Annotated in this window: 11 protein-coding genes; 3 read left to right on the forward strand and 8 right to left on the reverse strand. The window is 60.6% G+C overall.

Annotated features, from left to right (window positions below; all coding sequences use genetic code 11):
• Positions 1 to 18: 18 nt before the first annotated feature.
• Positions 19 to 2,541: a DNA ligase D gene (gene ligD, locus AC3WQZ_RS05055; protein ID WP_058697649.1), complete on the reverse strand. Its 2,523-nt coding sequence runs from the start codon at positions 2,539 to 2,541 to the stop codon at positions 19 to 21.
• A 507-nt stretch (positions 2,542 to 3,048) separates the two neighbouring features.
• On the opposite strand from ligD, the gene AC3WQZ_RS05060 reads away from it, so the two are divergent.
• The gene (locus AC3WQZ_RS05060; protein ID WP_234788184.1) at positions 3,049 to 3,516 is read left to right on the forward strand and encodes a hypothetical protein; all 468 of its coding nucleotides are present in this window, start codon (positions 3,049 to 3,051) and stop codon (positions 3,514 to 3,516) included.
• A gap of 335 nt (positions 3,517 to 3,851) precedes the next feature.
• Here AC3WQZ_RS05060 and AC3WQZ_RS05065 read toward each other — a convergent pair whose 3' ends face one another.
• The 7 genes from AC3WQZ_RS05065 to AC3WQZ_RS05095 form a co-directional block, all read right to left on the reverse strand.
• Positions 3,852 to 5,297 (reverse strand): IS1182 family transposase, encoded by a 1,446-nt coding sequence (locus AC3WQZ_RS05065; protein ID WP_058697650.1) that lies wholly within the window; start codon positions 5,295 to 5,297, stop codon positions 3,852 to 3,854.
• A gap of 185 nt (positions 5,298 to 5,482) precedes the next feature.
• Entirely contained in the window at positions 5,483 to 5,680 is a 198-nt protein-coding gene (locus AC3WQZ_RS05070; RefSeq protein ID WP_327077295.1) for a hypothetical protein, read from the reverse strand.
• Positions 5,681 to 5,704: 24 nt separating this feature from the next.
• Positions 5,705 to 5,854, reverse strand: coding sequence for a hypothetical protein (locus AC3WQZ_RS05075; RefSeq protein ID WP_327077297.1), 150 nt, complete (start codon positions 5,852 to 5,854; stop codon positions 5,705 to 5,707).
• Between the two features lie 20 nt (positions 5,855 to 5,874).
• Positions 5,875 to 6,840 carry a Bug family tripartite tricarboxylate transporter substrate binding protein gene (locus AC3WQZ_RS05080; RefSeq protein WP_058697651.1) on the reverse strand — a complete coding sequence of 322 codons (966 nt, stop codon included), beginning with the start codon at positions 6,838 to 6,840 and terminating at the stop codon, positions 5,875 to 5,877.
• Between the two features lie 130 nt (positions 6,841 to 6,970).
• On the reverse strand, positions 6,971 to 8,071 hold the full coding sequence (locus AC3WQZ_RS05085; protein ID WP_058697652.1) for a porin: 1,101 nt from the start codon (positions 8,069 to 8,071) through the stop codon (positions 6,971 to 6,973).
• A 180-nt stretch (positions 8,072 to 8,251) separates the two neighbouring features.
• Complete coding sequence (locus tag AC3WQZ_RS05090) at positions 8,252 to 9,670, reverse strand: MFS transporter (protein ID WP_233528069.1); 1,419 nt, start codon at positions 9,668 to 9,670, stop codon at positions 8,252 to 8,254.
• Between the two features lie 279 nt (positions 9,671 to 9,949).
• On the reverse strand, positions 9,950 to 10,873 hold the full coding sequence (locus AC3WQZ_RS05095) for a dihydrodipicolinate synthase family protein (protein ID WP_058697654.1): 924 nt from the start codon (positions 10,871 to 10,873) through the stop codon (positions 9,950 to 9,952).
• A 190-nt stretch (positions 10,874 to 11,063) separates the two neighbouring features.
• On the opposite strand from AC3WQZ_RS05095, the gene AC3WQZ_RS05100 reads away from it, so the two are divergent.
• Entirely contained in the window at positions 11,064 to 11,993 is a 930-nt protein-coding gene (locus AC3WQZ_RS05100; protein WP_058697655.1) for a LysR family transcriptional regulator, read from the forward strand.
• Between the two features lie 50 nt (positions 11,994 to 12,043).
• Positions 12,044 to 13,693: a pyridoxal-dependent aspartate 1-decarboxylase PanP gene (gene panP / locus AC3WQZ_RS05105; protein ID WP_058697656.1), complete on the forward strand. Its 1,650-nt coding sequence runs from the start codon at positions 12,044 to 12,046 to the stop codon at positions 13,691 to 13,693.
• The last annotated feature ends 158 nt before the right edge of the window (positions 13,694 to 13,851 follow it).

A 13,851-nucleotide genomic window follows, 5' to 3' on the forward strand; every position in this document is an offset into this window, starting at 1 on the left:
GCGCAGATGCGCCAGCATTTAGCTTAATCGTTCGATGGCTGCGGTCAAATTTTGGGGTGCCTCCCAGTAAGACTGCCAGGGATCCGCCACTTGGAAACTGAGGTATTCGCGGGCATCGCGGATAGTCCACTGTGCGCCACTTTTCAGCTTGGTAAGCTGCTCCCAGAACACCGGCATGGAGACACCGAGTCCTGGCCGCGCTCGCGCCGAGAACGCGGCTGCGGTGGTCTGGGAGAAGCCATTGCGCAGATAATCCACAAAAATCCGCCCCTTGCGGTTAGCCGCCCCAGAGCGGGCGGTGAAGCGCTGGGGCAGAGTGGCCGCCAAGTGTTTGACGGCGGCACGCGAAAACGCCTTCACTTCGTCGTAGGAACGCTGCGGCGCCAATGGCACGACGACGTGCAGCCCCTTGCCGCCGCTCGTTTTCAACCAGGACTGCAGCCCCAGCTCATCCAGCAGCGTGTGCACCAGCATGGCGGCCTCGATCATCGTCTCCCATGCAATCCCTTCGCCAGGATCGAGGTCGAAAATGACTCGATCCGGACGATCTATGTGGTGGGCCGTCGAATTCCACGTATGAAACTCAAGCACATTCATCTGGGCAGCGGCGACGATTGCGTCTGCCGAATCAGCAGTGAGTAATGCGGCATGGCCGGGCCAAAGGGACGGGAGCTGCTCGGTGAGGCCAGGCATCGCCGTTTCCGCGTGCTTCTGAAAGAAGGTCGGGGCATCGATGCCCTCCGGCGCGCGCACCAAGGATAGCGGCCGATCCTTGAGGTGGGGCAGCATCCGCTCCGCCACGCTCGCGTAGTAGCGAACCAGCTCGACCTTCGTGATGCCTGTGGATTTGTCGATGACACGGTCCGGATTGGAGACCTTGATAGCGCTGACGCCGTGCGGCGTCACGGCAGTCTGGATCGCCTCTCGCCGGGTCGACTTAGCCGGATGATCGGCGCGCAGGCCCTTGAACGAGGCTTGGCGTACCTGGCCTTCAGGGGTCCACTCGGAAAACTCGACTTCTGCAACGAGGGTCGGTTTCACCCAACGTACAACGCCTTCCCGGCCTCCGCCCCATCGCCGGCTGGAACGCGCCTCCGTCGAAAAGGGACTTCGCTCAGTTTCCAAGGTGGTCAAGCGTCTTCTGAGTTCTGTTGCCGTCGCGCTGTCCCAGCCGGTTCCAACGCCGCCGACGTAACGGAGTTCTCCATCCGCATATACGCCAAGCAATAGCTTGCCTACCTCGGCTGTTGCACCACTGCGGTCCGAAAACCCGCCAATCACAAACTCCTGGCGCAGTTTGCATTTGGCCTTCAGCCAGGTCTGGGTGCGTGCGGAAACATAGGAGGCGTCGGCCCGCTTGAACATCAAGCCTTCGAGACCGAGCTGGCACGCCGCCTGGAAGATCTGCACTGGGGAAGCATCGAAGGCCTCGCTAAAGCGCACCCGTTCGGAGCGATCTCCGACAAGCTCCGCCAGCTTCGCGCGCCGCTGGGTCAGGGGCACATTGCGCAAATCCCGGCCTTCCCAGAAGGGTAGGTCGAAGCCGAAGAAGACGATTGCGTCGTTGCGATGCCCATCGATTGCGTTCTGCAAGGCATTGAAATCCGGCATGCCATCGCGAAGCACGACGATCTCGCCATCCAGCCAGCCTTCCGAGATGTCTAGCGTCTCGATCTCTGCCGCCAGGGATCCCAGCTTGCGCGTCCAGTCATGGCCATTACGAGTAAAGAGCGCTACTCGGGCATCCTCGATTCTGGCCAAGATTCTGTAGCCATCGAACTTTGTTTCGATGACCCACCCGGTACCAGTCGGAAGTGCGGGTGCCGGGGTGGCGAGCTGCGGCCCGAGCTTTGCCGGCAAGGGGACGAGCGGGGCGTTCACGATGGCGGTATCGGACGCCATTTCAGTAGAGCCCGTCGACGCTTGGGTCAGCGCACCCAGCGGTTTTTTGATGACGCTATCCGGGAAAGCTGCCAACACGTCAAACTCTGCCAGCGGTCGCGCCCAGGCATCTCGCTTCTTGAAGAGGAACCACTGCTCTGAGCTGTCGCCGGGCTTGGCGATGCGTACCAGTTCCCAACGGCCGGCCAACTTTTCTCCGTAAAGTTCAAAGAGCAACTTGCCTGCGGCCATACCTTCACGCGGATCGCCGATTGGCTCCCACGTGCCACGATCCCAGACGATCACCGAGCCGGCGCCATACTGTTTAGCCGGGATTTCACCCTCGAAGTTGATATAGTCGAGCGGGTGGTCCTCCACATGGACCGCGATACGCTTTTCGCTGGGATCGTAGCAAGGCCCCTTGGGCACCGCCCAGCTGAGCAGCACGCCATCGAGTTCGAGCCTGAAATCGTAGTGCAGCCGCCGCGCCCAATGCTTCTGGATCACGAAACGCAACTGTTCGGCATTCTTGCGCCGTTTTCGTGTTCCCGCCGGCTCTGGGGTGACGCTGAAGTTGCGCTTCTTCTGATAGCGGTCGAGGTCGGGCAACCGCTCCGCGGTGCGCGCTCTAACCTTTGACATCCCTGGTGTCGTTGCCATAGGCGTTTCGCATCCGGATCGCTCCCTTCCGTGGACGATCCGCTTGGCCCCTCTGTCTTTATGCCAGCATCGTCCCGGAGCCAATCGCTGCGTCCCAACATAAGTTAACTATGCGGCACCTACCTCAACCTTCCGTCGGTCGCCGCGTGGCACTACATAAACGTTTGACATGTCGGCTCCTCGGGTTGCCATATTTCTGCAGTCTAGGCCGCTATCTCAATGCCCTGTAGAAGGCAGCGTCTTACACGTCCACCCGGAAGGCCTGCCTTGCAACCGGCATGCTCACCCGTTAAGGGCGTGCCCCTGCAGGGTCAGGCCGCCGCCACTAGAATGGCTTCTTTAGCCACAACGCCACGGTGACAGCGATGTGCTATTCCGCGCAGATTCACGCCAGCTATCGAAAGTACGTTCGGGAATTCGGGGCCTCTGACAGTTTTGAGCATTTTGTCGAACTCTTCTGGGAGAAGCGCAGAGACGGCGGCTGGTCCAAACTGCCTAAAGCAATGCGTGCCGTCTGCCACGAACGACAAGGAGCGCGCTGTCGCCGACCTTGTTGCGGCGGGTGACAAAGATCAGGCGATAGCCTTGGAGACGGAGCTGTTCCAGCAGAAGACACGGCTGACTGCCGCCGAGCGCGCATTGGCAGGCAAGCCGACAAAGAAGGCGGAAAACGATCAACGCGTCGCGACTGACAAGATCGCGAGGGCGCAGCGCAATCTAGCAGACCTGCAGCGAACTGATTTGCTGGATCGAGACTCGCGTATTTTCCCGGGCCACTACGCGCCCGTGATGGTGGTGCAGGATGGCCAGCGAGTTGTGATCCCGATGCGCTATCAATGCAGGATGCCGGGGTGGACGCCCGCGATGGAGCGACAGAAACCCGGTACATACAACGCTTTGGGAACGTTGCTAACAGTTAGGTGGAAAAATTTTTGTTCCAATCAACCACTTAGGGCGGCTAACTCTTTTCCCTAACCCTTTCGTTCTGAGGTTGAATCCTTTGTGGGCCTATGGCCAGCGGTGCGGCCGGCGCGCCAACTTCGCTGCGGTACTCGAAGGATTGACGCCAGTTCAACTCAGCGGCTGCTCCTACTCTCAGGCAGAGTTGGGAAGGCGATCGTCTCTGATCGACCGAGGCCGTGTGGAAACGTCTCTCGAATCGCACCAATGCGCGCCCCCTCCGGGGCGTAGCCTGCCTTATCGAATTTTCGGCCAATCCGGTCGTCGGCGGCGTCGAAACGGGTGGGAACAGCGCTAATGGGGCCCCTGAGAGCGATCTTCAGCCCCATCTTTTGCGCGCAAATGGGTGCTTACGCACCCACCAGGCGCATGGCCTTCATTGTTTTCGAGAACCCGAGAATTCGAAGGACGCGCTTCAGGTTGTACGCCAGAACATGCAGGCTCATTTCAGTTCCTACATTCGGCAGCGTGCGCGTCAAGAAGTGCGTGTAGCCCATCCAATGTTTGAAGGTTCCGAAGACATGCTCGACGGTTCGCCTGCGAACCGTCATTGCATCCGGCATCTTGTCGAGCCGGCGCTGGACGGCCTCCAGCACTTCCTCATGCTCCCATCTGGAGATGCGCCGGTACGGACTCGGCGTGCATTGCGACCGCATCGTGCACTGAGGACATGCACTACTCCAATAGCGGCGTAGCTGCAGTCCGTGTTCTTCTCTGGTGAAGCGGTATATCGCACGTTCTCCGGCGGGACATTGATATTCATCGTCTCGGGCAATGTAGATGAAGTCCGCCCGAACGAATCGACCACCTACCTTCGCGCTGGACCTTGCTGGCTTGGGCAAGATGGCAGCAATGCCCGTATCCGCGCATGCTTTGATCTCCTGCGCACTGAAGTAGCCACGATCAGCTATGGCTTTAAGCCTGGTCTTACCCATCGCATCGCGAGCAGCTCGAGCCATCGAGCTGAGTTGCGCCCGATCATTGCCGATATTGGTGACCTCATGAGCAACGATCAGATGATGCTTGGCATCTACGGCCATCTGTACGTTGTAGCCGACCATTCCAGAGCCCTTGCCACTTGTCGCCATCGAGCGCGCATCAGGATCGGTCATCGAGATCTGACCATCTGGCAGCGTCTTGAGCTCTTCCTTTATCTGGTCAAGGCTATGCATCTGTTGACGCAGTTGCACAATCTTCTCGCGCAGTCGAGTTGTCTTGAGTTCTACCTCCGCAGGCTGCGTGCGATCCGCAGTCTCCAGCGCGCTCAGATACCGCTGGATGCTTTCCTCAATTTGCTGCTGGCGCTTGTCGACCTTGCCAGCGGTGAAATTGCGGTCCCGAGTATTGACTGCCTTGAACTTGCTGCCGTCGATGGCGACCAGGGCCTGTGAGAACAACTTAAGATCTCGGCACAGTACAACGAAGCGACGGCAGACATTGCGAATGCCCGTGCCGTTATCCCGCCGAAAGTCTGCAATCGTCTTGAAGTCCGGCGCCAGTCGACCGGTAAGCCACATCAGTTCTATATTGCGTTGGCATTCGCGTTCCAGACGGCGGCTGGAGTGGACCCGGTTGAGGTAACCATAGATGTATATCTTTAACAGGACAGCAGGATGATATGAAGGGCGACCTGTAGTCGAGGGATTGGTACCTTCGAACCCGAGCGACTCGAGATCCAGTTCTTCAACAAACGCGTCGATGATCCTGGTGGGGTTGTCCTCGGCGATGAAATCATCGAGGCATTCTGGAAGCAGGGTAGCTTGCTTGCGGTCTTCTCCCTCTATGAATCGCTTCATCCGATCCCCCAGTCTGAATGCGTTGACTCAGTCTAGGTGATCGAGACGTTTTCACACAGCCTCGACCCCTCTCGGTCATCCGCGAACGCGAGCTCAATGTCCAATGACCGTGGTATTGCAGTCACCGATCCTGCTCAAAGGGGAATTCCTGCGGCGGCCGAGGACCGGCATGTGAATCCGGCCGCTCACACCCAGGTCAGCGTTTCCTCCGTAAAGAGGTGACCGGCCATGAGGTAGTCGCCGTGTTCAATGGCAAGCTCCTCCAGATTGCGCAGCGTATCCTCAGACAGCGCGGCCATGTCGAACCTGCAGTAGAGGTAGCGCTGCCTGAATGTGGGCTTCTCCATGCGCAGGCCGTGCACCAATGCTTCGGGGGATGCCACGGAGACATGCTCGACGGCGCGATACTACACGTCGACACCGTATTGACGGCCGAGTTGCTCCAGTTCGATCGCGTCCTGCCATGCGGTCTCGTAGTCCAACTCAAGCGTGCCGGCACCGCGACCATGGATGTGTTCCACCGTGCTGGCCCGGTCGCGTGCGGTATATGTGCTCATCGTGGCTCTCCAAATGCCGCTCAGTCGAGCTTGATATTTGCCTCCCTGATCAGGGTGCTGAATCTGGCCTTCTCCTGCCTAATGTATGCGGTGAAGTCCGCCGGCTGGGACGTCGTGGCGCTGAATCCATACTCGCCCAATACCTTGACCGCTTTTTCCGAAGCCAATGCCTTCGCGACTTCATTCCGAATGCGTTGAGTCAGTTCGGCGGGCATTCTCGCAGGTCCCCACAAGCCGTACCAGGAAACCATCTCGAAGCCGGTCAATCCCGACTCTGCAACCGTCGGAACGTTCGGCAACGCGGCAATGCGCTTCGCACTAGTGACTGCAAGCGGCTTCAGCTTTCCACTCTTCACATGGGGCAGCGTCGATGGCAAGGCATCCACCATGGCATTGATGTGGCCGCCCATGACTTCCGTCAACGCCGGAGCCGTACCCTTGTAGGGGATGATCTCGAACTGGAGCTTCCCGTCGTGCTTGATCGCTTCTTCGGCCAGGTGGCTAGCCGAGCCGACTGCTGAAGTTCCAAAGGTGTACTTCCCGGGCTCCTTGCGGATGGCGGCCATGAACTCCTTGAGGTCCTTTGCTGGAACACTGGGATGCGCCGTCACGAGCATTGGGACGCTACCCAGTTGTGTGATCGCCGTGAAGTCCTTTTCGATGTCATAGGTCGTTGCGCTCATCAGCATCGGCGTGGCCACGAAGGTCGATGCCTGCACAAGTAGGGTGTAACCGTCTGGCGCCGAGGTCGCTACCAACTTGCTGCCCAGCGTTCCGCTGGCTCCGGGCCGGTTATCGACAATAAATTGCTGGCCGAGGTTTTCGCTTAGGCGTTGCGCAACAACCCGCGTAACAGCGTCCACTGTTCCACCAGCGGGGTACGGCACAACGATTCTGACGGGCTTGTTGGGGTAGCTCTGGCCGAGAGCCAGCGTGGCGGCAAGACCAAAGCTTGTGGCCACTAGCGCTCTCAAAATACTTCTCATTGTCGTCTCCTGATATTGACTTGCATGCTTGCCGCTCTGCCTCGACTGGCGAGCGTCCAGAGAAGGGATTCTTGCATCCGATGCTTTCGCCTGAGCTCTTGCTCTTGCCATAAACAGGTATGGCGCCGACTCAGAAGACATGCTTTATGCCAATCATCGCACCAAACTGGTTGCCGCCCGGTGCCGGCGCGCTGGTTCCGACGGCGCTGCCACTGCTGACCGACATGGCCAGTTGGCCCCGGTTATCAATGAAGCCAGTCGTAAGATAGGCGGAGGTCCGCTTGGAGAAGGCGTAGGCACCGCGCAGGGCCGCGAGCCATGCCTTGTTGGCACTATGGTTGAATCCCAGATAGTAGATCTGCCCCGCGAGATTGAAGGCGGGCGTGATGTCGTAGGCCAGGCCCGCATAGTACAACTGGCTATGGGACGTGGTGCTGCCCTCATTGTTCCGGAAGGTGCCACCGATGCCAAGCTTCGTCCTGGACAGGACCATGTAGCCACCAAAGTGCAGGCGATCGTCCTTGAGGCCGCTGTTCACCAGCCCTGCTGCAGCACCGGCGCCTCCGCGCAAGGAATCGTATGCAGTTGCCAGGCCCCACCAGCTTGCGTCATACCGCAGCATCACTGACCATTCACGGCAGGCCTTGCTGTCGGCGGGATTCTCTCCGGCGCAGTTGGTTCCCGCGGGGTTCTGGCCAGCATTGACTGTGTCGCGCCCGAGGCTGTATGTCGCGCCGACAGTCAATCCGCCGAATGTACCCTTGTAGGCGATGGCATTATCGGCGCGGGCATTGGGTCGATAACTATCCAACGAGTTGGCGCCGTAGATGTTGGGCCCCAGTACGTCAGAGTCCAGCGTTGACCAGAAGGTCATCGTCCACTGACGGCCGAAGGAGAGTTGTCCCCACTGATTGCTCAGCCCCACAAAGGCCTGGCGACCGAACAAGCGTCCCCCCTGATTTGACGATCCGGAGTCCGGGGCAAAGCCGGATTCCAGGACGAAGACGGATTTCAGGCCTCCCCCAAGGTCTTCAGTCCCGCGCATCCCCCAGCGCGAAGGCACGGTGGCAGTCAGGTTCGGCATCCGCACGACACTGTCTTTGCTGGCACCAATATTGTTCACATACTCGACCCCGGTGTCGCCGAGGCCGTAAAGCGTCACTGATTGTGCCGAAGCGAACATCGGTGCGGCGCAAAGAAGGCCCGCGTACCATTTCCCGCAACTCCTCATGGGTGTCTCCTTGTTATGGCGAGTCGTTACAAACTTGTGAAGGCAGGCGAGCGGTCTCCCCCCAGCACCGTGCGCTCGATACGTTTCGAGTGCACGGCTGCAAGGGATACTGGGTCCGATGATCGCCGTGAAGCGTCTGACGGCAGCGGTCTGCGCTGCTGCGTTTGGCAGGTCAGCCAGTCAGGGTGAAATCTCTTCCAGCGGGCGGTTGGTGGTTTCGGTCATTCGGCTGGCCGCGACAAGGCCGACCACGCAGGCGCCCGCAAACATCAGGAAGACGGTGGCAATACCCTGTCCCGTCAGTACCATGCCGACAACGGTCGGTGCGGTGGCGGAGGCAGCTCGTAGCCATGACGTCGCCAGGCCGGTTCCGATCGCACGGATACGCGTGGGATAGATTTCCGGCGTGTACAGGTACAGCAGCACCGTCGCCGAACCCATCACGGCATAAGCTGAGGATGCAAGCAGCATGACCGACCAGGGGCTGGCGGCGCCGAACGCTCCGAGGACGGCGAGCAGTATGCCGCTGACCACGAAACACCCCATGGCCCAGCGACGACGACCCACGCGGTCCACCGAGAGTGCGCAGACAAGAACGGCACAGGTGCTGAGCACGTTGGAGAGCGAGGCCATGTGCAGCGACTCCTGCAATGGCAGGTGATAGACCGTCTTGTACAGACTCGGCAACCAGTTGTTGATGCCATTTGCAACGAAATAGGAACTCGCCCATAGCAGCCATACCACCACCGTACGGCCACGATAGAACGGCGAGAACAGCTCCTTCCAGTTGCCCTTTTTCTGCGAATGGAGGCCCCCGTACAGTTCCGAGATGCGCCGGTCCATCTCTGCGGCGTTGTGCTGCGGATCGAGGTTTCGCTTGGGGGTGCTGGCCTCGATTTCGCCGATCACGCGCTCTGCGTCGTCGAACCGGCCTTTGGCGATCAGCCATCGTGGTGATTCCGGCAGCCGCATGATCAGCAGTGCCACGACCAAGCCGGGTATCCCGCCAACCAGGAACATGTACTCCCAGCCAAAGCGAGGAACCAAGAAGGCACCTACCTGGGCCGCCAGCATTAGGCCAACAGGGAAGATCAGTTCATAGAGCAGGAAAAAGCGGCCGCGGCCATGGGCTTGCGACAGTTCATTGATATAGGTTGCCGCAACCGGTACCTCGCCGCCGACACCAATGCCCTGGATGAAGCGGCACAGGAACAGCATGTGAAAGTTGCCGGCAAAGGCGCACGCCACACTCATGACCGACATCAGGGCCACGGTTACGGTGGCACTCGGCACCCGGCCCAGGCGCTCGGCAAGCCACCCGAAGCATAGTGCGCCGATGACCTGCCCAAGGTACCCGGCAGCGATCAGGACGCCGATCTCGCCCGGCGATAAGTGCCAAAGCCCAACCAGGACCGGCATGACAAACGCCAAGGACAGTGCGTCGAATGCATCGAACAGGGTAGCACTGCCCATAACAATGCGGGCTTTGGTGTGCCACCTGCTAAAGGGAACATTCTCGATGCGAAAGAGAAGTTGCGCTGCCCGCTGCTGCGGATCAAATGGCGCACTGCTTGCCGCATCGTTCCTGCCGCTGTACATGGGTGCGACCGTAGTGGTGTCCATGCTGTCTCCAAGTTGACTGGCTCATGGTGTGCGAGCACCGGCCATCATTATTTTTGCGTCATCCGCTTCTGCCGTCGCCACGGTCTTTCGCACCCCAAGAGCCACTGGAAGTCCGCGACAGGGGGCAGCCCAGAAGCTCAGGTCAGCGTGAAGCCTCGTATTCCTCCCGTTGTGCATGCCTGCTGGCTACAGCAAAATGGGAAAAACACTGACGCGGCTAGCAGGCGCAGCCGGATGGCTGCGCCTGGCCACCGTTCAGCCTACGATGCCGGCGGCGCGCATCGCGTTTGCGATTTCAATGTCAGCACCCGGGGCGAGCGGCAGCAGCGGAGAACGCACGGTGGCGTGTTCCAGGATGCCGCGGGCAACCAGCGCATGCTTCAGCGCCACAGTGCCTTCCATGTGCGAGCCGCGGTGGTAGACGTTCTTCGTGACAGGCAGCAGGCGATCGTGGATGGCGCGGGCGGCCTTGTAGTCCCGTGCCTTGCCGGCCTTGATTAGCTCGACCAGAAGTTCCGGCGCGATGTTGCCGTAGCCCACCAGCAGACCGTCCACGTCAAACATGGTGTGCAGCAGATACTCGTCGTGACAGCTCAGAATCTGCAGATCAGGGCGCTCGCGACGAATCACGGGGATCTCGGTGTCCCAGCGGCGCATGTTGCGCACGCCGTTCTTCATCGCGAATACGCCGGGCTGCGCCGCGATGTCAAGCTGGGTCTCCAGGTCGTAGGTGCACTTGGTTGCATCGGGGTACTGGAACAGGATCAGCGGCAGCCCACTGGTCTCAAACACCTGGCGGTACTTGTCCTGAGGTGCGCCCTTCTGGTAGCCGAAGCGCAGCCAGCCGTGCGAGGGGTAGAGCAGGCCGGCGGACGCGCCCGCCTGGACCGCGCGCTTGGCTTCCTCGGCGGCCACCTCGGTGCCTTCCAACGTGATGCCGGCGATGATGGGAATGGCGCCATTGACTGCCTCGACGAAGGTTTCGATGACCTTCATCTGCTCCGCCTGCGTCAGAAAGGTGCCTTCGCCAGCGTGGCCGAGCACGGTCAGGCTCTTCACGCCATCGATGCTGCCGAGCCAGGCGCCCAGCTTCTTGCAGGCGGCGTAGTCCACCGCGCCGTCGCGGGTGAAGGGCGTAACCGGGGCAGGATTGAGGCCGCGGAGGTCGATATCTTTCATGTCACTTCCTGTATGAGTATGGGGTTCACCGGGTGCCGGATGCTTTGCCCGGAGAGCCTGCCGCTGCTAGTGTCTCCATAACGGCGGCGGGCATGTGAGGCAGTCTAGGAGTCGCCATGGCATACCGGAAGTGCCATGCTGGATATTTCAGATATACTGATTCCGTATAGCATGGAAGCCAAGGCAAGCGATGAACTACTCCGCATGGAAACTGTTCCTGGCGGCTGCCGACCTGGGCAGTCTGAGCAAGGTGGCTCAGTCCTATGGCACGAGTCAGCCCCACATCAGCCGCCAACTCAATGAACTTGAGCAGGAGTGCGGGGGGCGTCTATTCCAGCGCACGGGTCGCGGGGTGGTGCTTACCGAATTCGGAGAGCGCGTGGCGCCCAAGGTCCGGGCGTGGGTGGCAGGCACGGACCAACTGGTCAACGACATCCACTCGACCTCAGGCAAGCCTATCGGCACAGTTCGCATCGGAATCCTGCCTTCCATGGCGCATCCACTGGTCAGCACGCTTTATTACCGCTTGAAGGAGCGCTACCCCCTGGTGCAACTCAGTGTTCGCGAGGGGCAAGGCGCGCAACTGGAGAACTGGCTGGAAGCTGGACACGTCGATCTGGCTATTCTGTTCCGCCATAGTCCGATGCCAAAGCACGGCGACGTGTACTTAGTCGAAACTGTGACCTACCTTGTGGGCGCCGAGGGAGACCGCGTGACCGCCAACCCCACCGTACAGTTTTCCGCGCTGCACAACCTTCCCCTGGTAATGTTCTGCCGACCCAATAGCTGGCGCGACCGATTGGATCAATTGGCACTGGAGCATGGTGTTGCGCTGAATGTCGCAGTGGAGGCCGATTCGCTAAGCCTGCAGACCCATATCGTCGCCGACGGGGGCATGTACGCGCTGCTGGGGCCGTATGCGATTTCCAACGCCGGCCGGGATTGCCGCTTGCAGGCATCGAAGATCATCAATCCGCAGATCACCCGCCATATTGCGTTGGCCATGTCGCGCCATGGTGAACTCACGCTAGCGTGCCGCACCGTCATGCAGCTTGTCCGTGAGATTGCGCAATTCGGGGGACCGGAGTCGACCGGACGTGGCCTCGAGGTCTCAACTTGAGAGGTCCTGCGACACCTGGATCTGGTACCGATCAACATTGGGTAATGCAAATGAAGCCGGACATCTCTCGCGAAGGGACCTCACAAAGCACGGACGGGGGCGACGACTGCCCCTTGCGCTGGTTCGACGCGGATCGGGGTGCATTCGAATCGCTCGAGCGATGGATCGCCGAGCATCCGGCGGATTTCTTTGCGGGTGAGCATTTTGATCCGGTTGGCGCGTGCGCTACACGCGAGGCTGTATTCGCGTCGGTTGAGCTGCCCGAGACGCCGACATCGCCGCAAGCGCATGCCGATCATCTGCTCAACGACGTGTTTCGGCACGTGATGCCCGTGGCATCGCCCACGTTCGTCGGACACATGACGTCGTCGCTGCCGTCGTTCATGCCCTCGCTGGCCAAGGTGGTGGCAGCGCTGAACCAGAACGTCGTGAAGCTCGAGACGTCCGGCGCGCTGACTGGGCTTGAGCGCAAGGTCATCGGCATGCTGCACAAGCTGGTGTTTGCCCAGGACACCGCGTTCTATGCGAGATGGTTGCACGATGCCGACCACGCGCTCGGCGCGATCTGCTCCGGCGGCACGGTTGCCAACCTCACCGCGCTATGGGCGAGCCGCAACAACTTGCTGGGCGCGCGTGATGGCTTCGCCGGCATCCATCGCGCCGGACTGGTGGCTGCGCTGCGCCATTACGGCCATGACGGGCTTGCGGTCGTCGTCTCAGAGCGCGGGCACTACTCGTTGCGAAAGGCAGCCGATGTCCTTGGCATCGGGCGCGACAATCTCGTGCCGGTCGGGGTCGATGCAGACGGTCGCATGCGCATCGACCTGCTGCGCGATACCATGCGTGACCTGCAGCAGCGCAACATCCGGCCGATGGCGATCGTCGGCATAGCGGGGACGACCGAGACGGGCGCGGTCGATCCGCTCGACGCGATCGCGGATGTTGCTCAGGAGGCCGGCTGCCATTTCCACGTGGATGCCGCATGGGGCGGCGCAACACTGCTGTCGGAGCGCGAGCGCTGGCGCTTCGCGGGCATCGAGCGTGCCGATTCCGTCGTCATCGATGCGCACAAGCAGTTCTACGTGCCGATGGGCGCCGGCATGGTGCTGTTCCGGCACGCGGCGTGGACGCAGGACATCATCCAGCATGCGAACTACATCGTGCGCAAGGGCTCGGTGGACCTGGGGCGCCATACGCTCGAAGGATCGCGCGGCGCGGCGGCGATCATGCTCTATGCGAACTTTCATCTGCTCGGTCGCAAGGGGTTGGCGCAGTTGATCGAACGTAGCATCGATAACGCCCGCTACTTTGCATCCCTGATAGTGCAGCAGCCGGATTTCGAGCTCGACAGCCACCCGCAGCTTTGCATCCTGACCTATCGCCATGTGCCCGAGACCGTGCGTGCCGCGCTGGCAACCGCTTCGGCCGGCAGGCGCGAGAAGATGCTGGACGCGCTGGATGCGCTGACCATCAGCATTCAGGAAATGCAGCGCGATGCCGGCCGCTCATTCGTATCGCGCACGCAGTTGACGTCGACACAGTGGAGTGGCCGCCCGATTGCCGTTTTCCGCGTGGTGCTGGCCAACCCGGATACGACGCATGCCATCCTGCAGGACATCCTCGACGAACAGCGCGCGCTGGCGGCGGCCAGCCCATGCATGGCGCCGCTGATGGCACTGGCGGTGGCGCCGGACGCGTGAGGCATTTGCAGTTGGCGAGCGCCAGTCGTCGACCGTCTCTCACTGACACCTACGGCCGAGGGTACAGCGGAGCCTACAATTCAGCTTGTGCTGATAGACGGCTCTCTCTGCGGCCGCATCGCGATCGGCAGCGGACGCTCGGTATGAAAAATCGAACG

Source organism: Cupriavidus sp. FW305-26, assembly GCF_058787975.1.

Bases quoted from the DNA above. Each gene is read 5' to 3' on its own strand.
- AC3WQZ_RS05065 (WP_058697650.1), bottom strand. From the start codon at position 5,297: ATGAAGCGATTCATAGAGGGAGAAGACCGCAAGCAAGCTACCCTGCTT.
- AC3WQZ_RS05090 (WP_233528069.1), bottom strand. From the start codon at position 9,670: ATGTACAGCGGCAGGAACGATGCGGCAAGCAGTGCGCCATTTGATCCG.
- AC3WQZ_RS05100 (WP_058697655.1), top strand. From the start codon at position 11,064: ATGAACTACTCCGCATGGAAACTGTTCCTGGCGGCTGCCGACCTGGGC.
- AC3WQZ_RS05075 (WP_327077297.1), bottom strand. From the start codon at position 5,854: ATGAGCACATATACCGCACGCGACCGGGCCAGCACGGTGGAACACATC.
- ligD (WP_058697649.1), bottom strand. From the start codon at position 2,541: ATGGCAACGACACCAGGGATGTCAAAGGTTAGAGCGCGCACCGCGGAG.
- AC3WQZ_RS05085 (WP_058697652.1), bottom strand. From the start codon at position 8,071: ATGAGGAGTTGCGGGAAATGGTACGCGGGCCTTCTTTGCGCCGCACCG.
- AC3WQZ_RS05095 (WP_058697654.1), bottom strand. From the start codon at position 10,873: ATGAAAGATATCGACCTCCGCGGCCTCAATCCTGCCCCGGTTACGCCC.
- panP (WP_058697656.1), top strand. From the start codon at position 12,044: ATGAAGCCGGACATCTCTCGCGAAGGGACCTCACAAAGCACGGACGGG.
- AC3WQZ_RS05080 (WP_058697651.1), bottom strand. From the start codon at position 6,840: ATGAGAAGTATTTTGAGAGCGCTAGTGGCCACAAGCTTTGGTCTTGCC.